This window comes from Dactylosporangium sp. NPDC000244 (genome assembly GCF_040300725.1).
Classification (GTDB): Bacteria; Actinomycetota; Actinomycetes; order Mycobacteriales; family Micromonosporaceae; genus Dactylosporangium.
Genome location: NZ_JBEPEH010000020.1, coordinates 170,074 through 193,229, shown reverse-complemented (window position 1 = coordinate 193,229; position 23,156 = coordinate 170,074). Strand labels below are relative to the sequence as shown.

Sequence of the window (23,156 nt, the reverse complement as noted above, 5' to 3'; positions counted from 1 at the left end):
AGTTGGGCGACCGCCGGACCGAGTGCCGGTTGATCGTCTCTAGCGCCGGGCGGCCACACCGTCCAGCAGCAGCATGTTGGAGGCGTCGCCGTGCGAGCCGCCGGTCCCCACGTGCTTGTCCGAGATCCCCGCCCCATGCTTGATCACGTGCACGAGCGCCATCGCGTGCCCCCGCCCGACCCCGTAGTCCTCCTTGAGCCACTCGATGACGGCCCCCGCCTTGACCTGCGGCCCGTCGAACCCCTTCCCAGCGGCGACGGCGAGCAGTTCCCGCGGCGTCATCCCGGTCTTGGTCTCCAGCGCGTCGATGTAGGCCTGGAACGACATGATCTCTGCTCCCTAGCGTTGGCTCCTGCCTTCAACCACGCGTCGAACTCACCCGGCCCCTTTCGACAGCCGCGCCGAACTTCTTTCCGACGCGCCCGTACTGTGTCCGCATGGACGAGCGCCGCCTGGACGACACCCGCAACGCGATCGGTGTCCTGACCCTGCTCTTCCAGGCCCCACAGGACAGCCAGACGAGAAGCGGCTACCTGCAGCAGATGATCGGCGACGAGGACGCGGTCGCGGACGTGGGCCGGGCCTTCACCGGGATGACCAACCTGGCCGCCCTGATCCTGCTGGACCACGCGCGCCGAACCGGCGAGCCGGCGACCGACGTCCTGCGCCGCATCGCCACAGACCTGGCCGCCACCTGACCGGATCCGGCTCCTACCTGTCCGGCTCTTATCTGTCCGGCTCCTTTTCTGGGGCGAGCCGCGCGGATCCGGCTCCTACCTGACGGCGAGCCGCGCGGATCCGGCTCCTACCTGACGGCGAGCCCGGCGCGGATCGCCATGACCGCGAGCTGCGCCCGATCCCGCGCGTTCACCTTGACCATGGCCCGCCCCACGTGCGTCCGGACGGTGGCCGGGCTGACCGCCAGCTCGGCCGCGATCTCGTCGTTGGACCGCCCGGTGGCAACCCAGGCCGCCACCTCCCGCTCCCGCTCGGTGAGCTGATCGAGCGCCACCGGCGGCCCGCCCATCCCTCCGAACCGGGCGATGACCCGCCGCGTGACCGACGGCGACAGCAGCGCCTCCCCACCGGCCACCACCCGGATCGCCCGCACGAGCTCGGCCGGCTCGGCATCCTTGAGCAGAAATCCGGCAGCCCCCGCCGCCAGCGCCGCGAACACGTTCTCATCGCTCTCGAACGTGGTGACCACAACGACCCGCGTGCGCCTCAGCTCGGGATCCCCGGCAATCGCCCGGAGCGCCGCCAGCCCGTCGACCCCCGGCATCCGGATGTCGAGCAACGCCACATCGGGCCGGCACCGCCGGATCAGCTCGACACCCGCGGCCCCGTCGCCGGCCTCCCCGACCAGCTCGAGGTCGTCCTCACGGTCGATGAGCAGCCGAAGCCCACCACGGATGAGCGCCTCGTCGTCGACCACGACGACCCGGATGCGCGCACTCATCGCGGAATCCAAGCCCGCACGGCGAACCCGTCACCCACCAGCACCTCGAACGTCCCACCAACGCCCTCGACTCGCTCCCGCATACCGCCGATGCCGCGCCCGACCCCCGCCTCGACCCCCGCCTCGACCCCCGCCTCGACCCCCGGCCCGACTTCAGGCCCGACCCCCGGCCCGACCCCGCTGTCCCCGGCCGCTCCGCTGACGACGATCGGGCTCGGGGTGCCGCCGCCGGCCGGCTTCTGGACGACCGCCACCGCGCTCCGGCCCTGCTCCGGCCCGCCACACCCACCGTCCCGGGCTGCTCCCGGATTGCTGACAACGACCGCCACCGCGTCCCTCTCCACCCGCACCGACACCGCGGCCCCCACCCGCGGCGAATGCTTGACCACATTCGTGAGCGACTCCCGAACCACCTCATACGCGATCCGCCGCTGCCGCTCACTGACCCCGGCAAGCCCGTCGTACTCGAGCTCCACCCGAACCCCACCGGCCCGAACCTGCTCTACCAGCCCCGCGACATCGGCCGGCGAGTCGATGTTCTCGATCACCGCCCGAAGCTCCTCCAGGGCGCCCCGGCTGGTGTCCCGAATCGCCCGCAGCGCCTCCCGGACCTGCCCCGGCTCCTCGTCGAGCACCACGAGCGCGACACCGGCCTGCATCGCGACGACGGCGAACCCGTGCCCCGCCACGTCGTGCACCTCCCGCGAGACCCGTACCCGCTCCTCGAGCACCACCCGCCGCACGAGCTCGGCCCGCTCCCGCTCGACTACCAGCCGCCGCATGTGCACGATCGCCCCGAGCGACCACGGAACCGCCAGCCAGCAGGCCCCCCAGAGCACCAGCCCGACGGCGAGCAGATCGAGATGGTGGGCCATCCGCGGCAGAACGGCGAGCACGGAGACGAGGGCCGCCACCGCCAACGCGATGGACGATTCCCGCAACGGCCGCCGCCGCGCGCACTCGAACATCGCCCACACAACGGTCAGCAGAATCGGCCCGAAGGGATATCCGATCAGGAGGTAGACGGAGCTGACGCCGACCGCGACTCCCAGCGGCACCAGCGGCTGGCTACGCCGGAACCCCAACGAGAGCGCGGCCACGAGGATGAGCCCGAACCCGGCAGCGTCCAGCGCCCGCGGCGCGTCCTGCCCGAGCCCCGCGCGCCACCCCCCGACCGCGACCACGGCCGCGAAGAGGGCCGCGAGCAGCCAATCCCGCCGCACGCGGAAATCCTAGTCGCTGTTGAGCACCCACCCCCGCTCGTCACATCCACCGCGACTCTCACCGCGGACCCGTCGTATCGATCACCAACCGGCCAGCGGAGAACGTCAACGCCTGTCGTCTCCGAGCGCGCCCACCGCACCTCGGCCGCAGCACTGTCACGCCGGTCGCCGAATCCGCCCGGCCGGAGCACCACGGTCGCGCCCGGCAGCGTTCGCCGCCGCCCCCGGGACCTTCGCGGTGGTCCCTAGAATCCGGCGGTCTCGGAGAATGCGGCCTCGGGCGCGCGCGTCTGATTGGGCACGAACGGCTCCCAGATCCCTCGCCGCCGGACCAGCATCTTGCGCGAGAGCAGGTGGCGATCGCCGGCGAAGAAGATGCGGTCGACGGCCCGCTGGACCTTGGCGAGGCCGGGTGGCGAGTGGGAGCCGGTCACGATGACCACGTCCCGCGCGGGTACGCCGACGACCAGCTCGCCGGGCACCGAGCGCTCGAGACTCGCCCACAACCCCTCGGCGAGCAGGAGGCTGGAGGCGATGCCCTCGAAGGTGAGCATGAGCGCCGGTGGCTGTCCGTGGACGCCAACGGCACCGAGTCGTGCGTCGAGGTTGTGGGCGGCCTGGCGGCGCAGCATGCGGCGGGGAAGCTCCATGCGTTGCAGATCGGCCCACGTGACGAGACGCTGGCCGAATGGTGGGCCGTAGCTGTAGCCGACTCCCAGACCGCCCATGAACTCATCGAGCACAGGCGCATGCACATCGTCGCGACGGAAGTCACGAAGCGGTGCGAGTACGGGGAGGAGCGCGAGCTGCACGAGTGCAAGGTAAGACCGTGACGGAAGTGAGACAAGCTCTTGTTTTTGCGCCATCTGCTTGCTAGCTGCGCGCCGCCAGCACCGACTCCCAGGCAGTCCCACTCATATGTGTCAATATTTACCTCCGTAGCTGCTGTCGAGTTCGATAACGGTTCGGGATCGCCGGCTCACGCTCAGGCTCGAGTTGCCGCGACGTGCCGCTCCCCGGCGAGGCGCGGCGCCGGTCGGACTGCGCCGTGTTGCCGTGTTGCGGCGCGGGGCGATTAGGAGGTGCGGCGCTGGGCTGGGATCAGGGCGCCGGGTGGCGGGCGGGTTTTCGGCGGTGGCGGCGGGCGAGGGCCAGGCGCGTGACCGCGGCCAGGGCGACCGCGGCGGTGCCGACGGCGACGGTGAGGGTTGTGGCCCGGCGTACGTCGGACGAGGTCGGGGGCTCGCCGTCGCCCAGGTGGGGCCGCTCCTCGACGCGCGAGCCGTAGACGTTGCGGCCGCCCAGCCGCACGCCCAGGGCGCCGGCCGCGGCCGACTCGCACTGGCCCGAGTTGGGGCTCGGGTGGTGGGAGCCGTCGCGCAGCCAGGTGCGCAGGGCGCGGGACGGGCTGCCGCCGACGAGGGGGGCGGCCGCGACCGTGAGAGCGGCGGTCAGGCGAGAGGGAAGGAGGTTCGCGGCGTCGTCGAGGCGGGCACTGGCCGTACCGAATCTGGCGTATCGCGCTGAACGGTGACCCACCATGGCGTCGAGCGTGTTCACGGCCCGGTATCCGACGATGCCGGGCACTCCGGCGATCGCGGCCCAGAAGAGCGGGGCGACGACGGCGTCGGACGTGTTCTCGGCCAGGGACTCGACGGTGGCCCGGGCCAGTTCCGGCGCGCCGAGGCCGGCGGGGTCGCGGCCGCACAGGTTGGGCAGTTGGTCCCGGGCCGCGGGCAGGTCGCCGGTGGCCAGCTTGGCGGCCATGACCCGGCCCTCGCGGGCGAGACTGGTGCCGCCGAGCGCGGACCAGGTGGCGGCGGCGACGAGGGCGGTGCGGGCCAGCGGGCGGTTCCGGGTCAGGCGGGCGGCGGCGGCCGCGGCCAGGACCGGCACGCCGACCGCGACGGCCGTGAACCGTGCGCCCGCCCAGCGGTCGCGGGCGTAGAGCCGCCGCTCGAGGGCGCCGGCGAAGCGGCCGAAGCCGGCCACCGGGTGCCAGCGGCGTGGGTCGCCGAAGGCCGCGTCGAGTGCGGCGCCGAGCGCGATCCCGGCCGCGTCGGCCCTTGCGCCTGCCAACAGTTTCATGCCGCGACCGTACCGGGGGGCTCTGACACATTTTCGGAGTGGCCACGCGAAGGTTGCACGGCGAAGTTTCTCGACTACTGAATGTGGTCGGCCGATTTTTGTGTCGTACCCGCGGGTGAGAATGGGCGACGTGGAAGGCAAGGGTGGTCTGCTCGTCGCGGGAACGACGTCGGATGCGGGCAAGAGTCTGCTGACGGCCGGGATCTGTCGGTGGCTGCATCGGCAAGGGGTCAACGTCGCGCCGTTCAAGGCGCAGAACATGTCGAACAACTCGGCGGTGGCGATCGAGCCGGACGGCACCGGCGGTGAGATCGGGCGCGCGCAGGCATTACAAGCGGTCGCGTGCGGGCTGGCGCCGAGCGTGCGGTTCAACCCGGTGCTGCTCAAGCCCGGCTCGGACCGGCGCAGTCAGGTCATCGTGCTGGGGCAGGCGGTCGGGCACATCGGCGCCGCGAACTACGCGGAGATCAAGGACCGGCTCCGCTCGACGGTGCTGGAGACGCTCGACGACCTGCGCCGGCGTCACGACGTGGTGATCTGCGAGGGGGCGGGCAGCCCGGCGGAGATCAACCTGCGGGCGATGGACCTGGCGAACATGGGGCTCGCGAGGGCCGCGGACCTGCCGGTGATCGTCGTCGGGGACATCGATCGGGGCGGGGTGTTCGCGGCGCTGTTCGGGACGGTCGCGCTGCTCGACGCCGAAGACCAGGCGCTGGTGAGCGGGTTCGTCATCAACAAGTTCCGGGGCGACGCGGGGCTCCTGCGGCCGGGTGTGGAGTCGCTGACCGAGCTCACCGGACGGCCGACGCTCGGGGTGGTGCCGTGGTCCTACGACCTGTGGCTGGATGCCGAGGACTCGCTGGCGTACGACGGGCGGGTGCTGGGCCGGCCCGCCCCGGCGCGCGGGACGCAGTGGTTACGGGTGGCGGTGATACGGCTGCCGCGCCTGTCGAACGCGACGGATGCCGAGGCGCTGGCCTGCGAGCCCGGGGTGCAGGTGCGGCTGACGGTGGAGGCGGCCGATCTGGCCGATGTCGACCTGGTGGTCGTGCCCGGCAGCAAGTCCACTGTGGACGATCTGGACTGGCTGCGGGAGCGGGGGCTGGCCGACGCGATCGTCCGGCACGCCAAGGCGGGGCGGCCTGTGCTGGGGATCTGCGGCGGGTTCCAGATGCTGGCCGAGCGCATCGACGACGAGGTGGAGAGCCGGCGGGGCAGTGTCGCGGGGCTCGGGCTGCTGCCGGTCGACATCGCGTTCGCCGAGCGCAAGACCCTGGCGCTGCCGAGCGGGACGGCGTTCGAGGGGGTGCCGGTGCGGGGGTACGAGATCCATCACGGGCAGGTCACCCGCAACGACGGGCCGCCGCTGATCCGGCTGCCGGACGGGACCGGGGAAGGGGGCGTGGCCGGGAACGTGTTCGGGACGCACTGGCACGGGGCGTTCGAGTCGGACGGGTTCCGGCGGGCGTTTCTGGCGGAGGCGGCTCGGCTGGCCGGGCGGCATGGGTTCGAGGCGGCGCCGGACACGTCGTTCGCGGCGCTGCGGGAGCGGACCGTGGACGTGCTGGGGGATCTCGTGGAGGAGCATCTCGACACCGATGCGCTGTGGCGGTTGATCGAGGGCGGGGCGCCCAAGGGGCTGCCGACGATCTCGGTGGGGCTGCGATGAGCCGAGCGGTGGAACAGCGGTTTCCGGCGTTGGTGGTGGGCGACGTGGTCGAGGACGGGGGAGTGATGCCGAGGACGTATCGGGCGTTGGCCGATTCGGTGCTGAGCCGGCCGGCTCAGCTGGGTGCCGTCCGCGTCGTGGGGGTGGACGGGCGGGCAGGGTCCGGGAAGACCACGTTCGCCGGGCGGCTGGCTCGGGCGCTCGGACAGGGCCGCGGGACGGGCGACGGGATCGAGCGCACGGCGCGGCGGGTGACGGTGCTGCACACCGACGACTTCCTGGACGGGTGGGCGAAGCTGCTCGCCTGGCAGCCGCGGATGCGGGAATGGGTCCTCGAACCGCTGGGGCGGGGGGAGGCGGGGGCTTATCGGCGGTACGACTGGGGGCTGGAACGGCTCGTGGACGAATGGACGCCGGTCGAGCCGCCGGATGTGCTCGTGGTCGAGGGGGTCGGCAGCGGGTCGATGGCGATGCGGCCGTATCTGACGCTGGGAGTGCTGGTCACGGCGCCGCGGGGGCTTCGGCTGCAGCGCGGGCTGGAGCGCGACGGTGAGGCGTTGCGGGCCGAATGGGAGCGCTGGATGGCCGCCGAGGACGAGCACTTCGCCGCGGATCCGACCGAAATGGCCATGGATGTGCTGGTCGACGGGGCGTCGGGGGAGGGGCACGATCCCGAAAATGAGTACATCGCTGTCCCGAGCGGGTGGACGGCCCGCGCAACACTGGAGGACGATCCGGAGAGCAGGCCGGACGGGGAGGAGTGGAGCGAATGAGCACTGACGAGGCGCAGAGCGGGAATCCTCCGGCGCGGCGACGGGTGGTGCTGACCGGAATCAGCTCCCGGGCCTGGGAGCATCCGGCGGACCGAGGCGCGTTGGTGGCACTGCGTGAGCTGCGCGGATTCGACGACGTGCTCAAGTCGCTGCACGCACTGTGGAACGAGCGGGCGTGGCGGCTGCAGTTCCTCGGCAACGCGATCCGGGTCGACCACCGGCAGTATCCGCGGGTCCATCGGCTGCTCGCCGAGGCGGCGGCCTCGCTGGACCTGGCCGAGCTGCCGGAGCTGTTCGTGCAGCAGGACCGGTCCATCAACGGCATGTGTATCGGCATGTCGAAGCCGTTCATCGTGGTGAACTCGGGCTCCGTGGAGCTGCTCGACGACGACGAGCTGCGCTGCATGCTCGGGCACGAGCTCGGGCATCTGGTGAGCGGGCACGCGGTGTACCGGACGATGGTCATGATCCTGACGGACTGGGCGGTCCGGCTGGCCTGGCTGCCGGTCGGGTCGATGGTGCTGCGGGCGATCGTCGCGGCGCTGATGGAGTGGTGGCGCAAGGCCGAGCTCTCCGCCGACCGCGCGGGGCTGCTCGCATGCCAGGACCCGGCCGCCTCGTTGCGGCTGGCGATGAAGCTCGCCGGCGGCGGGGACCTGTCCGAGGTCGACACGACGGCGTTCCTGGAGCAGGCGGCCGAGTTCGACCGGGCCGGGGACCTGCGCGACAGCCTGATCAAGATCCGGATGGTGACCGCGCGGTCGCACCCGATGCCCGTCGCGCGGGCGGCCGAGGTGCGGGCCTGGATCGACAGCGGGGAGTACCAGCGGATTCTGTCCGGCGACTACCCGCGGCGCGAGGACGACGGGAACGCGTCGGTGAGCGAGGAGATCAAGGCGGCGGCGGCCTCGTATCGGCAGGCGTTCAGCCGGTCGCAGGACCCGCTCGTGTCGCTGCTGCGCAAGCTCGGGGACGGGGCGGCGGACGTCGGCGGGTGGGTCGGCGCCGGGGCCGGGCGGATGCGGGGCTGGATGCGGGGCGACGGTTCGGACGGAGGGGACACCAGGACGGCCGAGTCGTAGGCGTCTCCGAGGCGTCGGTCGGGCGCATCCGGCGGGATCGGGCCGTAGGTTCCGCGATGCCGTGATGCGCCGAGTGGCCCGTGCTTCGCGCTGGCGGGATCGGTGCCGTGGGTTCAGCGGTGCTGTGACGCGCCAGGTGGCCGTGGGCGCGCCAGCGGGCCTTCGCCTGCCGATGGTGGCGCCTGTCGGTCTCGCGCGGAGAACGGCGCCCGGCGGGGCGTCTCCGGTGCACGAGCACAACGGTCGGGCCTCGCGCGCGGAGAACGGCGTTGGGGTGCGGGCTCACTGGTAAGTCGGACCCGGCGCGGAGCTTCTGATGGGGGCTCCCGGGTGTGGGTGGTTGCTGGGGTGAGTCTCGGGTCTTTGGGCGCCGGTTCGTGGGTGGCAGCGAGGGGGTCGGGAAGCAGGGCGGCGAGGGCGGGCGCAGGCGGTGGGCAGTAAGTTCTCCGTATGACAGTGCGAACCGAGGAAGAGCTTCGCGCCGCGATCCGGCGGGAGATGCCGGGTGTGCGCGCCGATCTGGAGGCGCTCGTCCGGATTCCCGGCATTGCGTTTGCCGGATTCGACCACAGCCACGTCGAGCGCTCGGCCGAGGCCGTTGCGGAGTTGCTGCGTGGGGTCGGGCTGCCCGATGTGCGGATCGTGCGCAAGGGTGGGCAGCCGGCGGTCATCGGGCGCAAGCCGGCGCCGGCCGGGGCGCCTACCGTGCTGTTGTACGCGCACCACGACGTGCAGCCCGTCGGGGATCTCGGGCAGTGGAAGAGCGACCCGTTCGAGCCGGTGGAGCGGGACGGACGGCTCTACGCGCGGGGGGTCGCCGACGACAAGGCCGGGGTCATGGCGCACGTCGCGGCGCTGCGCGCGTTCGGGGACGACCTGCCCGTCGGGGTGGTGGTGTTCATCGAGGGCGAGGAGGAGTACGGGTCCGAGTCGCTCGAGGACCTGCTCCGCGAGTATCGCGACGATATCGCCGCCGACGTCATCGTGATCGCGGACTCCGGCAACTGGGCCGTCGGCCAGCCGGCACTCACGACGGGGTTGCGCGGGATCGTCAACGGCTTCGTGGAAGTACAAGTGCTGGAAAATGCTGTGCACAGTGGGATGTTCGGCGGTGCGGTGCCCGACGCGCTGATCTCGCTGTCGCGCCTCATCGCCAGCCTGCACGACGACGCCGGGGACGTGGCCGTCGAAGGACTGCTGCGCACGCCCTCCGCGCCGCTCGACTACCCCGAGGAGCGCTTCCGCGAGGAGGCGGGCCTGCTTGAAGGGGTGCAGTTCATCGGTACCGGCCGCCTCGTCGAACGGCTCTGGACGCGCCCGGCGATCTCGATTCTCGGCATCGACGCGCCGGCCACGTCGGGCGCGCCGAACGCGTTGATCCCGCGGGCGAAGGCGAAGTTCAGCGTGCGGATCGCGCCCGGGGATTCGGCGCAGCGGGTGTACGACGCCGTCACCGACCACCTCCGCCGGCACGCGCCCTGGGGTGCCCGCGTGACCATCGAGCTCGAGCAGCTCGGCGAGCCGTGCTCGATCGATGCGACCGGGCCCGCGTACGACGCGGCGCGCGAGGCGTTCGCGGCCGCGTGGGACGGGGCGGAGCCGGTCGACATGGGGATCGGCGGCTCGATTCCCTTCATCGCCACGTTCCAGGAGCTGTTCCCGAAGGCCGCGATCCTCGTGACCGGCGTCGAGGACCCGGACACGACCGCGCACGGGCCGAACGAGAGCCTGCACCTCGCCGAGTTCGAGCGCGTGTGCATCGCCGAGGCGCTGCTGCTGTCGAAGGTTGCCCGGCTGGCCGCCTAAACCTGCGTTGCGAAATGCCCGGCTCGGCATCGAGTCGGGCATTTTGTTTCAATAGCGCATGTACCCCGTCAGGGTATAAATCCGAAAAGTCCGATCACGAAGTGTCGGACTTTTCGCGGGGCGGTGGGAGTGCAAAGGGCTCGGGTGCGGCGGAGTGCCGAGGGCGGGCTGTGGGGCGGGATTCGTCTCAAGGCGTCCGCATGAGTTGCGTGGGTGCGGGGTGTTCGTGGCTGAGGCGTCGCTCGAGTTGGTGCTTGTTTCGGAGGCGGGTTGCCGAGGTGCCCCTCCGGATTCGCCTCGTGGGTCCGCGCGAACTGGCGCTCTTCTCAGCCGGAGCCAGGAGTCGCTGACCAAGGGCGCGCTGTCCAAAAGCGGGTGAGCCAGGAGTCGGAGCGGCGTGCTACTGGGCCGCTGACTCCAGGCCGTTGACCTGGACCACCACCGACTCGGCGGCGGCCACGGCCTCGGCCGCTGCCATGACCTCGATGGCGGCCAAGGGCTCGACCGCGGCCAGTGTCTCCATCGCCGAACGGCGGCGGCAGACGCGCTGGCGGCGGGGAGTCGCGGCGTCGGGCTCGGTGGTGGACGGGTTGCGGCGGCGTAGGCGGTTCACCAGGCCCAGCGTCTGACCGGCCGGGCGCCGTGTGCCCCGCGTGACCTGGGCGGGCACCTCGACGGCGGGCTCGTCGAGCGTGGCCCGCGCGGTGGCGGACGCGCCGAGGGCGGTGAGAGCGGCGGGCTCGTCGAGGGTGGCGCCAGCGGCTGTGGCCGGGGTGAGCGTCGTGGGAGCAGCGGTGGTGGGCTCGCCAAGCGTGGTGAGAGCAGCGGCGGCGGGGTCCGTGGTGGCCTTGCGCTTGTTCAGGCGACCGGCCAGGCCCAGGAGCGGGGCGCCGGCCACGAACAGCAGTGCCGCGGCGGCGATCAGCAGCAGTGGCAGCCAGGACGAGTCGGCCATGGCCTCGCCGCCGAAGTGGCCCAGCAGGGCGCCGTACGTCGCCCAGAGGGTCGCGGCCACCACGTCGTATGTCGCGAAGCGGCGGGTCGAGACGCCGTTGCGGCCGGCGTAGAGGGCGGTGACCATGCGGCCGGCGGGCACGAAGCGGCAGAAGAGGACGGCCAGGAAGATGTGGCGCTGCATCGCCTCGTTCAGCCTTGCGGTGAGCTTGGCGGCGCGGCGGGGCAGTTCGCGGCGGCGGCGCTCGCCGCGGCGAGCCAGGCGGCGGCCGACGGCGAAGGCCAGCAGGTCGCCGGCGATGACTCCGGCGGCGCCGGAGAGGACCAGGAGCAGCAGTTGCACGTGGCCGGAGGCGGAGAGGATGCCGCCGCCGATCATGAGGGCCTGGGCGGGGACGACCGGAACGAAGGCGTCGATCGTTAGCAGGACGAGAACCGTGGCGTAGAGCACGCCCGGTGCGGACACCAGGTCCAGCACCGCGCTTACCATTCCGGACTCGCCATGGCCCGCCCCTTTACCCCGCGTAACAGATCCCCCGTTGACCATGGCAACACGGCTGCACCCCACTGCATGCCCAACTGACCACGATTGTGTCCCGCATCTCCTTTGAAATGCCTGAGAACACGCATACCCGCAGGTGGGAAGGTGCGCACGAAAGCCGTCAGCCGGCCGGGGGATCCCCCTATCCGAGGGTTTCGTGGACGAAGCACCAGCGCCAGTACTCGCCGGGCTCGATCGACTGCATCACCGGGTGGTGGTTGACGAGGAAGTGCTGGGTCGCGTGGCGGCGCGGCGAGGAGTCGCAGCAGGCCACGTGGCCGCAGGCGAGGCATTGGCGCAGGTGCACCCAGTCGGTGAACCCGCCCTCCTTGCACTCCGGGCAGCCGTCCACCACCGGCGGCTCCACCTTCTCGGCCGCTTCCAGATGCACGCAGGTCACAGGTCCCCCCGCTCGAGCAGTGACTCTTCCAGGTCCATGTCGCGCTGCGCCTGGCGCAACGTCTCCTCCGGGATTCTCCCCGAGTCGCGGGCCTTGCGGAAAACCTCCCGCTCCGCGCTCAGCATCTCGCGGCGCAGGCGGGCGTAGGCGGCGGACGGCGTTTCCCGGTCCGAGCGGCCCAGACGCTCCCAGGCCATGTTGGAGCGGGACAGGGCCATCTGCCGCAGCCGCTCCACGACACCCTCGGGCGCGTCGCCCGCGATCTCCTCGAGGCGGGTCTTGCCGGCTCGGGTGGCCTCGTGCTGTACCGATGCCTCGGCCAGGGCATCCTCGGTCCGATCGTCGCCGAGCACCTTGAGCCAGCGCGCGACCGTCGGCAGGGTCGCGCCCTGCAGGACCAGCGTGGCCACGATGACGCCGAAGGCCAGGATGACGAAGAGGCCGCGAGGGTACGGCATCCCGTCCGCAAGCGTCGTCGGCAGCGAGAGCGCCGCGGCGAGGGTGACCGCCCCGCGCATGCCCGCCCAGGAGATGACGGCCGGGCCGGCCAGCGAGGGCGACGGGTCGCGGCGGCGGACGCGGGGGATGAGGCGGGCGATGTACGTCGTCGGAAAGAGCCACACGATCCGCGCCACGATCACCACGCCGACCACGGCGGCCAGGGCGCCGGCGGTGAACGCGAACGAGCGCTCCACGTCGGCGATGAGGGCGCGCAGCTGGAGGCCCACGAGGAGGAACACGGCCCCCTCGAGCAGGAACTTCACCATCCGCCAGAAGGCGTCCATCTGCAGCCGGGAGGCCGCCGACATCAGGGTCGGCATGCGGTGGCCCAGGGACAGGCCGCAGACCACGACCGCGACGACCCCGGAGGCGTGCACGGACTCGGCCGGCAGGAACACCACCCAGGGCGTGAGCAGCGAGACCGCGTTGTCGATGAGCGGGTTGCTGACCCGCTTGTGCACGATGCCGATGAGCAGCCCGCCGGCCACGCCGAACGCGACGCCGCCGATGACCGCGATGGAGGCCTGCTCGGTGATCGACCAGCCGTCGACCGCCTCGCCGACCGCCGCGGCCACCGCGACCCGGAGCGTGACCAGGGCGCTCGCGTCGTTGATGAGGCTCTCGCCCTCCAGGACGGTGACCACGCGCCGGGGCAGCCCGATGCGCCTCGCCACGGCCGTGGCCGCGACCGCGTCGGGCGGCGCGACGACGGCGCCCAGGGCGAAGCAGGCGGCCAGCGGTACCCCCGGCAGCAGCATCTTGAGCGTGAACCCCACGGCGGCCGTGGTGAACAGCACGAGCCCGACCGCGAGCAGCAGGATCGGCCGCAGGTTGAACTTGAACGCCGGCACCGAGGTCTCCAGCGCCGCCACGTAGAGGATCGGCGGGAGGATGCCGATCAGCACGACCTCGGGGTCGAGCTCGATCTCGAGCACCCCGGGGACGAACGAGATCACGATGCCGACGACGACCAGCAGGATCGGCGACAGCACGCCGATACGGCGCGCGAGGACGGAGGTCGCGACCACGACCGCGATGAGTCCGACGATGTTCCCGAGCCCGTGCACGGGCGAAGCTTATCCACGCCGCCGCCCGCCACTGTTACGAGTGACGGGCGCCACACGGCGGGTCGCCGAACAGCACGGGTGACCGGCGCGTGCGCGAGCGCGTCCGGGCCTGAGACACTGCACCCGCACATGCAGCAAGCCGTGACCTAGGGGAGGATCGTCCTCATGTGTGCCACACGGCAAATACTCCTGCCCTCCGGGCCGGTGTGAGCATGCCCGACGTCAGCACGACCGTGGATCTTCGTCACCGGCGCATCGGACCGATCGCCGGCGAGCGGATCCGCGTGCTGCTGGTCGAGGACGACCCCGGCGACGCGTTCCTGGTCCGCGAGCTGCTCGCCGAGGCCGACGCGCCGTTCGACGTCGAGATCGCGCAGACCATGCGCGAGGCGCGGCCCCGCTTCCGCGACGTGCACTGCATCCTGCTCGACCTCGGGCTGCCCGACGCGAGCGGCCTGGACGGGCTGCGCCAGGTGCTGCAGCACGTGTCGGGCGCCGCGGTCTGCGTGCTCACCGGGCTGGAGGACGAGCACCTCGGCACCGCCGCCGTCGCCGAGGGCGCCCAGGACTACCTGGTCAAGGGGTCGGTCGACGGCGCCGGCCTGGCCCGCGCGGTGCGCTACGCGGTCGAGCGCAAGCGCGCCGACGAGCAGGCCCGGCTCCTGCGCGAGTCCGAGCTGCGCCAGGCCGAGTCGGCCCGGCTCGAGCGCGGCCTGCTCCCGCAGCCGCTGATGCGCGACGTGCCCGCCGACCTGTTCAGCATCTACCGTCCCGGCCGCGACCGGGCCCTGCTCGGCGGCGACTTCTTCGACGCGATCGGGGTCGACGACGGCAGCCGCCTGCACCTGCTCATCGGCGACGTCTGCGGCCACGGGGTCGACGAGGCGCCGCTCGGCGTGGCGCTGCGGGTCGCCTGGCGCGCCCTGGTGCTGGCCGGCGTGCCCGAGGACCAGGTCCTCGACTCGCTGGAGCAGGTTCTCGTCGCCGAGCGCCGCACCGACGAGCTGTTCGCGACCGTGGCGGTCGCGACCGTCGACCTGCGCGCCGGGACCGCCCGCATCCGCCTGGCCGGCCACCCGCCGCCGATCCTGATCTCCGGGGACCGCGCGGTCCCGTGCGAGGTCGACCCGGGCCTGGTCCTGGGCGTCATCCCGGGAATGCCGAGGCCGCCCGCCGAGATTGCGCTGGGGACGGACGGGCAGTGGTCGCTGCTGCTGTACACCGACGGCCTGATCGAGGGCTCGGCCGGCCCGGACGCGGCGCCCGGCGACCGTCTCGGCGTCGAGGGGCTGTGCCGCGTGCTGGCCGGCCCGATGCGCGCCGAGCCCCGTGACCTGCCCGGCTGGCTCACGCTGCAGGCCGAGGCCCACAACGGCGGGCCGGTGCAGGATGACATCGCCGTGCTCGTGCTGACCCCCTCGAGGACTTCATGAACCCCTCCAGCTGGTCGCTGTGGCGGCGCATCACCGCACTGTGCGCCGTCGTCGCCGGCCTCCTCGTCGTGATCGCGGTCAGCGCCACCGTGACGGCGGCGGCCAACCGCAGCGAGACCGAGCAGGTGTTGGACCGCCTCACGCCCGCTCTCGTCAATGCCGAGCGGTTGTACTCCCAGTTGCTGCGCCAGCAGTCCGCCGTCCGCACGTTCCTGCTCACCGGCAAGGACTCCGATCTCGACAACTACCGCGACGCGCAGGGCCAGGAGGCCGCGATTCTCGCCGACACCCGGCAGTTGGTGGCGGACGAGCCTCAGCTGCTGAACACCGTGGACGGGATCGCGGAGGCGACGGCGCGGTACCGCCGCGAGATCACGGAGCCGTTGATCGCCCAGACGCGGGCGAATGGCGTGAACCCGGACACGGCCGCCCCGACCGAACAGTCGCGGGCCGTCTACAACGACGCCGCCGGACGCATCAACACGCTCGCGGGGCAGATCGCCACGCGGCGCGACGAGGTCGCCGGGCAGGTGCGCACCACCGGCAACGTGCTCGTGCTGCTGCTCATCTTCGCCGCCGTCGTGGTCGTCCTGGCCGGCGTGGCGCTGGCGCTGCTCCTGCGCCGGCTCGTGACGCGCCCCGTCACCGACCTGGCCGGCGAGGTGCGGCGGGTGGCGGGCGGCGACTACGAGTACCAAATCCGCAGTTTTGGTCCTCCGGAGCTGACGGCGCTGGCCGACGACGTTGACACCATGCGGCGGCGGATCAACGCCGACCTCACGGACGTGCAGGAGGCGCGGCGGCTCGTCGAGGAGGCCAACCGCATGCTGGAGCAGCAGGCGGCCGAGCTCACCCGGTCCAACCGGGACCTCGAGCAGTTCGCGTACGTGGCCAGCCACGACCTCCAGGAGCCCCTCCGCAAGGTGGCGAGCTTCTGCCAGTTGCTGCAGCGGCGGTACTCCGGGCAGCTCGACGACCGCGCGGACCAGTACATCGGATTCGCCGTCGACGGGGCCCAGCGCATGCAGCGGCTCATCAACGACCTGCTCGCGTTCTCCCGCATCGGCCGGCTGACCAGCGGGTTCACCGAGGTCGACCTGAACAAGGTGGTGCTCGACTCGGCCGCGCAGTTCGACGCGCAGCGCGAGGCGACCAACGCCGAGATCATCTTCACCGACCTGCCCGTCGTGCGCGGCGAGGAGCCGCTGCTCGGCGCGCTGTTCAGCAACCTCATCGGCAACGCGATCAAGTTCCGCCGCCCCGACGTGCCGCCGCGGATCGTGATCGACACCACTGCCGGCGACGGGGAGTTCGAGATCAGCGTCGAGGACAACGGCATCGGCATCGAGCCCGAGTTCGCCGACAAGGTCTTCGTGATCTTCCAGCGGCTGCACGCCAAGGAGACGTACCCCGGCACCGGCATCGGCCTGGCGATCGCCAAGAAGATCGTCGAGTACCACGGCGGAAGGATCTGGATCGATCCCTCGCCGCGCGAAGGTACGCTGTTCCGGTTCACGCTGCCCGCAGCCGTTCCCGCTCTTGAGGAGTCTCCCGCATGACCGCGCCCGTGGAAGCGTCCCTGCCGATCGAGGTGCTGCTGGTCGAGGACGACCCGGGCGACGTGCTCATGACGCAGGAGGCGTTCGAGGAGCACAAGGTCCGCAACAAGCTCAACGTGGTGCAGGACGGGGAGGAGGCGCTGGCGTACCTCCGCCGCGAGGGCAAGTTCGCCGACGCGACCCGGCCCGATCTCATCCTGCTCGACCTGAACCTGCCGCGCGTGGACGGGCGGGAGGTGCTCCAGGTCATCAAGGAGGACCAGGACCTGCGGCGCATCCCGGTCGTGGTGCTGACGACCTCGCAGGCGGATGAGGACATTCTGCGCAGTTATTCACTGCACGCCAATGCGTACGTCACCAAGCCTGTCGACTTCGACAGTTTCATCGCGGTGGTCCGGCAGATCGACGAGTTCTTCGTCAGCGTGGTCAAGCTGCCGCCGCGGAGCTGAGTTCGTGGCGTTTGGCGCGAAATGTCGGGTAGCAAAGACGAACGGCCCGTGTCCCCAAGGACCCGGGCCGTCGCGTTCAGCCAAAGCGTTACTGGTTGGCCGCGTGCACCTCAGCCGGGTTGTGCGCCGGCACCGGAAGCTCGATCCGATGCACCCGCTCCCAAGCCTCGATCACCGAGGACGTCACATGCGTGCGGAAGTAGTCGTTCGCGCTGAGGCGGTTCGTCACCGGCTCCTCGCTCTCCGCGAGCAGGCTGCCCGTCACGAGGTGCACGCCGTTCTGCACGGCGGCGCTCAGGCGCCGGTGGCCGTCGATCACGTAGTAGTCCTGGCCGCTGTGGCCGATCGTCAGCGGCTCGAGGTCCTCGGGGGCGGCGTCGGCCAGCTCCTGCGCGAGGGTTTCGTCCGCGAAGTCGATCTCGCGCGTGGGGTAGATGCGCATGGGGTCGAGCAGCAGCAGCGGCGGCCGCTCGCGCAGGATGTCGGTGCCCAGGCGGCCCTCGAAGGCGGCCTGCACGGCCGAGACGACCTGGTCGGGGGTGGCGCGGGTGCTGTCGGCGACGAGGTCGTAGTTGCGCAGGCGGTACTTGTCCGCGCCGTACCGCGTCAGGAACCGCATCCGCTCGCTCTCGCTGCGGCTGTGCAGGTTGCGCTTGGCCTCGTCCAGCGACGCGTAGTTCTCCACCTCGGAGTGCGGGCGGGCCAGCACGCGCCGGGCGGCCTCGTTCGGCTCGGTGATGAGGTGGACCTTGAACGCCTCGTGGAAGAAGAACCAGGCCAGCCGGCTGTCGACGATGAGCTGCTCGCCGGACTGCGCGATCTCGGTCTGCAGGCTGTCCACGGCGCTGTCGATCGCGTCGTCCAGCTCGGCGTGGAGGTTGAGCTGTAGCGCGGTCATGCCGCGGCGCTGGGCCATCTCCCGGTACATGTCGCCGACGCTGATGCGGCGCAGACCGAGCCGGCTCGCGAGTTCGACGGAGACGGTGGACTTGCCGCTGCCGAGGTCTCCGTTGATGACGACCGACCGGTGATTGCTCATGCGCAAACTCTCCAGGTAGTGAGGCGTCGCGAGCCTAACACGCTCCTGGTGCAGGCCTTTTCGTCGTGCTACCCAGGCGGTACCGAAGGAATTCGCCCGAACGGGCTGCGCTGGTCGGTAATCCGGAGGAAACATCGGACTGACAGCATCCGGCCACCCCACCGCTGCGAGACGGAGGTCGCGACTTTGTTCCTGACCCGCCACGAGCAGGAACGCCTGCTGATCCACGTCGCCGCCGACGTGGCGCAACGACGCAAGGACCGCGGGCTCAAGCTGAACCACCCGGAGGCCGTCGCGATCATCACCGCCTTCCTGCTCGAGGGCGCGCGCGACGGGCGGACCGTGGTCGACCTGATGGAGGCCGGGCGCCACGTGCTCGGCCGCGCCGACGTCCTCGAGGGCGTCCCCGAGATGCTGGCGGAGGTGCAGGTGGAGGCGACGTTCCCGGACGGCACCAAGCTCGTGACCGTTCACCACCCGATCCCGTGATCCCCGGCGAGATCGTCCCCGGCGAGGGGCCGATCGAGATCAACGCCGGGCGACCCGAGCTGGCGCTGACCGTGCGCAACACGGGGGACCGGCCGGTGCAGGTCGGCTCCCACTACCACTTCGCCGAGGCCAACGACGCCCTCGAGTTCGACCGGGAGGCGGCGCGGGGGCACCGGCTCGGCGTCCCGGCGGGCACCTCGGTGCGCTTCGAGCCGGGCGTGGCCCGCGAGGTGGTGCTGGTGCCGCTGGCGGGACACAAGGCCGTGCCGGGGCTGAGGAAAAGGGCGCAATGAGAATCGACCGGACCAGGTACCAGAACCTCTACGGCCCCACCACGGGCGACCGGGTGCGCCTCGCCGACACCGGCCTGTTCATCCAGGTGGAGGCCGACCACTGCGCCGGCGGCGACGAGGCCGTCTTCGGCGGCGGCAAGGTCATCCGCGAGTCGATGGGCCAGTCCCGGGCCACCCGCGCCGAGGGCACCCCGGACACGGTGATCACCGGCGCGATCATCCTCGACCACTGGGGGATCGTGAAGGCCGACGTCGGCCTCCGCGACGGGCGGATCGTGGGCATCGGGCGGGCCGGCAACCCCGACATCATGGACGGCGTCGACCCGGCGCTGGTGATCGGCCCGTCGACGGAGATCATCGCCGGCAACGGGCGCATCCTGACCGCCGGCGCGATCGACTGCCACGTGCACCTCATCGCCCCGCTGATCCTGGAGGAGGCCCTGGCCAGCGGCATCACCACGATCGTCGGCGGCGGCACCGGGCCGGCCGAGGGCAGCAAGGCGACGACGGTCACGCCGGGCTCCTGGCACCTCGCCCGGATGCTCGAGGCGCTCGACCCGTGGCCGATCAACGTCCTGCTGCTCGGCAAGGGCAACACCGTCTCCGAGGAGGCGATGTGGGAGCAGCTGCGGGGCGGCGCCGGGGGCTTCAAACTGCACGAGGACTGGGGCACCACCCCGGCCGCGATCGACGCCTGCCTGCGGGTCGCCGACGCCTCGGGCGTGCAGGTGAACATCCACACGGACACGCTCAACGAGGCCGGTTTCGTCGAGGAGACCCTGCGCGCCATCGCCGGGCGGAGCATCCACGCGTACCACACGGAAGGCGCCGGCGGCGGGCACGCCCCCGACATCATCACCGTCGCGGGGCACCCGAACGTGCTGCCGTCCTCGACGAACCCGACCCGCCCCTACACCCGCAACACGCTCAGCGAGCACCTCGACATGCTCATCGTCTGCCACCACCTGAACCCGAGCGTGCCCGAGGACCTGGCCTTCGCGGAGAGCCGCATCCGGCCGTCCACGATGGCCGCCGAGGACCTGCTGCACGACCTCGGCGCGATCTCGATCATCGGCTCGGACTCCCAGGCGATGGGGCGGGTCGGCGAGGTGGTCCTGCGCACCTGGCAGACCGCGCACGTGATGAAGCGGCGGCGGGGAGCCCTGGAGGGGGACGGGGCGGCGGACAACGAGCGGGCGAAGCGGTACGTCGCGAAGTACACCATCTGCCCCGCCGTCGCCTCCGGCATCGCCCACGAGGTCGGCTCCGTGGAGGTCGGCAAGCTCGCCGACCTGGTGCTGTGGGACCCGGCGTTCTTCGGGGTCCGCCCGCACGTGGTGGTCAAGGGCGGCGCGATCGCGTGGGGCGCGATGGGCGACGCGAACGCCTCGATCCCGACCCCGCAGCCGATCCTGTCCCGCCCGATGTTCGGCGCCTACGGGGCCGCCGCGCCCGCGACCAGCCTCGCGTTCGTCGCGCCGGCCGCGATCGAGGACGGGCTGGCCGAGCGCCTGGGCCTGCGCAGAAGGCTCGCCCCGGTCGCGGACACGCGCTCGGTCGGCAAGGCGGACCTTCCGCGCAACAACGCCCTGCCGCGCATCGAGGTCGAGCCCGACACCTTCACCGTGCGCATCGACGGCGAGGTGGTCGACCCGGACCCGGTCGAGGAACTGCCAATGGCGCAGCGGTACTTCCTGTTCTGACATGAACACCGACCTGCTCCTGCTCGCCGACGGGCGCTTCCCCTCGGGCGGCCACGCGCACTCCGGCGGCCTCGAGACGGCGGTGGCGCGCGGACGCGTGACGGACCTCGACGACCTCCGCGCGTTCCTGCTCGGCCGGCTGCGCACGGCGGGCCTGGTCGCGGCGGCCTTCGCGGCGGCCGCGTGCGCGCGCCCGGAGGCGATGGAGGAGCTCGAGGACGAGCTGGCCGCGCGGACCCCGTCGCCGGCGCTGCGCCTGGCCGCGCGCCGGCAGGGCCGCTCGCTGTGCCGGGCCGCGCTCGTGGTCTGGCCCGGCGAGCACGTGACCCGGGCCGCGGCCGCGCGGGTCGCGCAGCCGATCGCGCTCGGGGTCGCCGCGCACGCGGCCGGGCTCGGCCCCGAGGCGGCGGCGCTGATGGCCGCGTACCACGCGATCTCCGGCCCGGCGAGCGCGGCGGTGCGCCTGCTCGGGCTGGACCCGTACCGCGTCCACGCCGTGCTCGCCGAGCTCGGCGACGCGTGCGACGACGTGGCCAGGGAGGCCGCGACACACGCCCGTGGCCCGATCGGGGACCTGCCGGCGGCATCGGCGCCGCTGCTGGACGTCTCCGCCGAGGACCACGCCGCATGGGAGGTTCGACTCTTTGCCAGCTGAACACGAGCACACGCATCCGCACCCGCACGACGACCCGCATCACCCGCTGCCACACACGAAGCGCGCCGTGCGCATCGGCATCGGGGGACCGGTCGGCTCCGGCAAGACGGCCCTCGTCGCCGCGCTCTGCCGCAGCCTGTCGGGCGATCTGCAGGTCGCGGTGGTGACCAACGACATCTACACGACCGAGGACGCCGACTTCCTGCTGCGCAACGGCGTGTTGCCGGCCGAGCGCATCCGCGCGGTCGAGACCGGCTGCTGCCCGCACACCGCGATCCGCGACGACATCTCGGCCAACCTCGACGCGATCGAGGAACTGGAGGAGAGCCTCGGCCCGCTCGACGTGATCCTGGTCGAGAGCGGCGGCGACAACCTCACCGCCACGTTCAGCAAGGGCCTCATCGACCGGCAGATCTTCGTCGTCGACGTGGCCGGCGGCGACAAGGTGCCGCGCAAGGGCGGCCCGGGCGTGACCTCGGCCGACCTGCTCGTGATCAACAAGACGGACCTGGCCCCGCTCGTCGGCGCGGACCTCGGCGTGATGGAGCGCGACGCGGCCGCCCGCCGCGGCGAGCTGCCGACCGTGTTCCTGTCGCTGGTGCAGGACCGGGCGGCCGGGCCGGTGCAGGAGTGGATCCGCGGCCTGATCGCGACCGTATGAGGGCCGCGGCCCGGATCGTCGCCGAGCGCGAGGGCGAGCGCACGGTGCTGCGCGTGCTCAAGGGCGAGGCGCCACTGCTGCCCCGGCGCACGGGCCCGGCCGGGGTGCACCTCGTCGGCGGCGCGGCGGGCCCGCTCGGCGGCGACGACCTGAGCCTGGAGATCGAGGTCGGGCCGGGGGCGGAGCTCTGGGTCCGTACCGTCGCCGCCTCCATCGCCCTGCCCGGCCGCTCCGGCGCCGAGTCGGTCCTCGCCGTGCACGCGACCGTGGGCGAGAACGGCTTCCTGGCGTTCCTGCCCGAGCCGATCGTGGCCGCCGCGCGCTGCCGGCACCACAACGCCTCGCGGGTGGAGCTGGCCGACGGGGCGCGCCTGATCTGGCGCGAGGAGGCGGTGCTGGGCCGCTTCGGCGAGGAGCCGGGCGACCTGCGGCTGTCGACGAACGCGCGCCGGGGTGGCCGGCCCTGGTACCACAGCGACGTCACCATCGCCCGGGGACCGGCCGTGCTCGGCGACGCGCGCGTCCTGGCCTCGCTGCTGACCACGGACGCGGCCGGGCCCGCGGCCGGCGAGCGGGCCGCGGTCATGCCGCTGGCCGGCGGCGGGGCCGTGGCCACGGCGCTCGGCGACGACCTGGCGCAGACGCGCGCGGTCACCGACCCGCTGGTCACACCGGCGCGACCGCCGGGCTCAACGGAGGCGGCCGCCCGGACTACCTGAGGAAGAGCGCGGCGATCTTCGGCAGGTGCTTGCGTACGTCGTTGTCGTCATCGTCGTCCCAGTCGTCCTCGACGAGCGGGGCGACCTGCCCGGTGCGGGCGCGCAGCAGCATCGGATAGTCGTCGGCCTCGCCGTAGAGCTCCTCGGCGAGGTCCTCGACCTCCCGCGGGGCCAGCTCGTGCGCGGCGAGGTCGCCCGCGGCCACGGCCCGCACCACCGGGTCGTCGGCGAGCGCGTCCGGGTCGGCGACCGCGCGCTCGTAGGTGTCGCGACCGCGCGCGATCAGCCCGTCCACGAACGCGTCGGCGTAGCGGGCCACCACCCGGCCGGTCGCCCACATGGCCGAGGAGTTGGCCCGGGCCTGCAACCGCGTGCGGTGGGCGTCGAAGTCCAGCAGCTCGCTCTTGTCGAGGGTGGCCAGGCGCATCCGCAGCGCGGCCGTGAACCGCCCGGCGAAGCCCGGCGTGACGCGGTCCCCGGCGGCGGAACGAGCACCGTCGATGATCGACCAGAAAGTATCGCTGTCCACGGCAGGCAAGTCTTGCACGACCGCGCAGCTCCTGGGAACGGCGCGCGGCCGAGGCGCAGGACAA

At 72.2% G+C, this 23,156-nt stretch carries 24 protein-coding genes; 14 read left to right on the top strand and 10 right to left on the bottom strand.

Annotated elements, in window-relative coordinates; genetic code table 11:
- Positions 1 to 39: 39 nt before the first annotated feature.
- Positions 40 to 327, bottom strand: coding sequence for a DUF4287 domain-containing protein (locus tag ABT369_RS28165; protein ID WP_350616357.1), 288 nt, complete (start codon positions 325 to 327; stop codon positions 40 to 42).
- Positions 328 to 437: 110 nt separating this feature from the next.
- Here ABT369_RS28165 and ABT369_RS28160 point away from each other — a divergent pair, with 110 nt between their 5' ends.
- A complete protein-coding gene (locus tag ABT369_RS28160) occupies positions 438 to 698 on the top strand; it encodes a hypothetical protein (protein WP_350616355.1) in 261 nt (86 codons plus the stop codon).
- 107 nt (positions 699 to 805) lie between these two features.
- Here ABT369_RS28160 and ABT369_RS28155 read toward each other — a convergent pair whose 3' ends face one another.
- The 4 genes from ABT369_RS28155 to ABT369_RS28140 form a co-directional block, all read right to left on the bottom strand.
- Entirely contained in the window at positions 806 to 1,459 is a 654-nt protein-coding gene (locus ABT369_RS28155; protein WP_350616353.1) for a response regulator transcription factor, read from the bottom strand.
- Complete coding sequence (locus tag ABT369_RS28150) at positions 1,456 to 2,682, bottom strand: sensor histidine kinase (RefSeq protein ID WP_350616351.1); 1,227 nt, start codon at positions 2,680 to 2,682, stop codon at positions 1,456 to 1,458. Before ABT369_RS28150 ends, ABT369_RS28155 begins: the two co-directional genes overlap by 4 nt.
- A gap of 245 nt (positions 2,683 to 2,927) precedes the next feature.
- Positions 2,928 to 3,494, bottom strand: a complete 567-nt coding sequence (locus ABT369_RS28145; protein WP_350616349.1) for a DUF1444 domain-containing protein — start codon at positions 3,492 to 3,494, stop codon at positions 2,928 to 2,930.
- 289 nt (positions 3,495 to 3,783) lie between these two features.
- A complete protein-coding gene (locus tag ABT369_RS28140; protein WP_350616347.1) occupies positions 3,784 to 4,770 on the bottom strand; it encodes a cobalamin biosynthesis protein in 987 nt (328 codons plus the stop codon).
- A 130-nt stretch (positions 4,771 to 4,900) separates the two neighbouring features.
- On the opposite strand from ABT369_RS28140, the gene ABT369_RS28135 reads away from it, so the two are divergent.
- The 4 genes from ABT369_RS28135 (at position 4,901) to ABT369_RS28120 (ending at position 10,100) form a co-directional block, all read left to right on the top strand.
- Positions 4,901 to 6,439 (top strand): cobyric acid synthase, encoded by a 1,539-nt coding sequence (locus tag ABT369_RS28135; RefSeq protein ID WP_350616345.1) that lies wholly within the window; start codon positions 4,901 to 4,903, stop codon positions 6,437 to 6,439.
- On the top strand, positions 6,436 to 7,212 hold the full coding sequence (locus ABT369_RS28130) for a uridine kinase family protein (RefSeq protein ID WP_350616343.1): 777 nt from the start codon (positions 6,436 to 6,438) through the stop codon (positions 7,210 to 7,212). Before ABT369_RS28135 ends, ABT369_RS28130 begins: the two co-directional genes overlap by 4 nt.
- Entirely contained in the window at positions 7,209 to 8,294 is a 1,086-nt protein-coding gene (locus ABT369_RS28125; protein ID WP_350616341.1) for a M48 family metallopeptidase, read from the top strand. Before ABT369_RS28130 ends, ABT369_RS28125 begins: the two co-directional genes overlap by 4 nt.
- A gap of 450 nt (positions 8,295 to 8,744) precedes the next feature.
- Positions 8,745 to 10,100, top strand: coding sequence for a dipeptidase (locus ABT369_RS28120; protein ID WP_350616339.1), 1,356 nt, complete (start codon positions 8,745 to 8,747; stop codon positions 10,098 to 10,100).
- Positions 10,101 to 10,500: 400 nt separating this feature from the next.
- On the opposite strand, the gene ABT369_RS28115 is transcribed toward ABT369_RS28120, so the two are convergent.
- The 3 genes from ABT369_RS28115 to ABT369_RS28105 all read right to left on the bottom strand — a co-directional run bounded on the left by ABT369_RS28115 (position 10,501) and on the right by ABT369_RS28105 (position 13,563).
- A complete protein-coding gene (locus ABT369_RS28115) occupies positions 10,501 to 11,532 on the bottom strand; it encodes a DedA family protein (protein WP_350616337.1) in 1,032 nt (343 codons plus the stop codon).
- Positions 11,533 to 11,737: 205 nt separating this feature from the next.
- The gene (locus ABT369_RS28110) at positions 11,738 to 11,995 is read right to left on the bottom strand and encodes a UBP-type zinc finger domain-containing protein (protein WP_497978680.1); all 258 of its coding nucleotides are present in this window, start codon (positions 11,993 to 11,995) and stop codon (positions 11,738 to 11,740) included.
- On the bottom strand, positions 11,992 to 13,563 hold the full coding sequence (locus ABT369_RS28105; protein WP_350616334.1) for a Na+/H+ antiporter: 1,572 nt from the start codon (positions 13,561 to 13,563) through the stop codon (positions 11,992 to 11,994). The genes ABT369_RS28110 and ABT369_RS28105 overlap by 4 nt, the downstream gene beginning before the upstream one ends.
- Positions 13,564 to 13,775: 212 nt before the next feature.
- Here ABT369_RS28105 and ABT369_RS28100 point away from each other — a divergent pair, with 212 nt between their 5' ends.
- Genes ABT369_RS28100 through ABT369_RS28090 form a run of 3 tightly spaced genes read left to right on the top strand, consistent with a single transcriptional unit; the run spans position 13,776 to position 17,004 of the window.
- Positions 13,776 to 14,996: a PP2C family protein-serine/threonine phosphatase gene (locus tag ABT369_RS28100; protein ID WP_350616332.1), complete on the top strand. Its 1,221-nt coding sequence runs from the start codon at positions 13,776 to 13,778 to the stop codon at positions 14,994 to 14,996.
- Positions 14,993 to 16,555, top strand: a complete 1,563-nt coding sequence (locus ABT369_RS28095; RefSeq protein ID WP_350616330.1) for a sensor histidine kinase — start codon at positions 14,993 to 14,995, stop codon at positions 16,553 to 16,555. The genes ABT369_RS28100 and ABT369_RS28095 overlap by 4 nt, the downstream gene beginning before the upstream one ends.
- A complete protein-coding gene (locus ABT369_RS28090; RefSeq protein WP_350616328.1) occupies positions 16,552 to 17,004 on the top strand; it encodes a response regulator in 453 nt (150 codons plus the stop codon). The genes ABT369_RS28095 and ABT369_RS28090 overlap by 4 nt, the downstream gene beginning before the upstream one ends.
- Before the next feature lie 88 nt (positions 17,005 to 17,092).
- Here ABT369_RS28090 and ABT369_RS28085 read toward each other — a convergent pair whose 3' ends face one another.
- On the bottom strand, positions 17,093 to 18,043 hold the full coding sequence (locus ABT369_RS28085) for an AAA family ATPase (protein WP_350616326.1): 951 nt from the start codon (positions 18,041 to 18,043) through the stop codon (positions 17,093 to 17,095).
- 186 nt (positions 18,044 to 18,229) lie between these two features.
- On the opposite strand from ABT369_RS28085, the gene ABT369_RS28080 reads away from it, so the two are divergent.
- From ABT369_RS28080 to ABT369_RS28055, 6 genes are read left to right on the top strand one after another with little or no spacing between them, the layout of a single operon-like run.
- A complete protein-coding gene (locus ABT369_RS28080; protein ID WP_350616325.1) occupies positions 18,230 to 18,532 on the top strand; it encodes an urease subunit gamma in 303 nt (100 codons plus the stop codon).
- A complete protein-coding gene (locus tag ABT369_RS28075) occupies positions 18,529 to 18,825 on the top strand; it encodes an urease subunit beta (RefSeq protein ID WP_350616324.1) in 297 nt (98 codons plus the stop codon). Before ABT369_RS28080 ends, ABT369_RS28075 begins: the two co-directional genes overlap by 4 nt.
- On the top strand, positions 18,822 to 20,528 hold the full coding sequence (locus tag ABT369_RS28070) for an urease subunit alpha (RefSeq protein WP_350616323.1): 1,707 nt from the start codon (positions 18,822 to 18,824) through the stop codon (positions 20,526 to 20,528). The genes ABT369_RS28075 and ABT369_RS28070 overlap by 4 nt, the downstream gene beginning before the upstream one ends.
- A gap of 1 nt (position 20,529) precedes the next feature.
- Positions 20,530 to 21,183 carry an urease accessory protein UreF gene (locus ABT369_RS28065; RefSeq protein ID WP_350616322.1) on the top strand — a complete coding sequence of 218 codons (654 nt, stop codon included), beginning with the start codon at positions 20,530 to 20,532 and terminating at the stop codon, positions 21,181 to 21,183.
- On the top strand, positions 21,173 to 21,844 hold the full coding sequence (gene ureG / locus ABT369_RS28060; RefSeq protein WP_350616320.1) for an urease accessory protein UreG: 672 nt from the start codon (positions 21,173 to 21,175) through the stop codon (positions 21,842 to 21,844). The genes ABT369_RS28065 and ureG overlap by 11 nt, the downstream gene beginning before the upstream one ends.
- Positions 21,841 to 22,563 (top strand): urease accessory protein UreD, encoded by a 723-nt coding sequence (locus ABT369_RS28055; RefSeq protein WP_350616318.1) that lies wholly within the window; start codon positions 21,841 to 21,843, stop codon positions 22,561 to 22,563. The genes ureG and ABT369_RS28055 overlap by 4 nt, the downstream gene beginning before the upstream one ends.
- On the opposite strand, the gene ABT369_RS28050 is transcribed toward ABT369_RS28055, so the two are convergent.
- A complete protein-coding gene (locus ABT369_RS28050; protein WP_350616316.1) occupies positions 22,556 to 23,092 on the bottom strand; it encodes a DUF4240 domain-containing protein in 537 nt (178 codons plus the stop codon). The two genes, ABT369_RS28055 and ABT369_RS28050, sit on opposite strands and share 8 nt — an antisense overlap.
- Between the last annotated feature and the right edge of the window lie 64 nt (positions 23,093 to 23,156).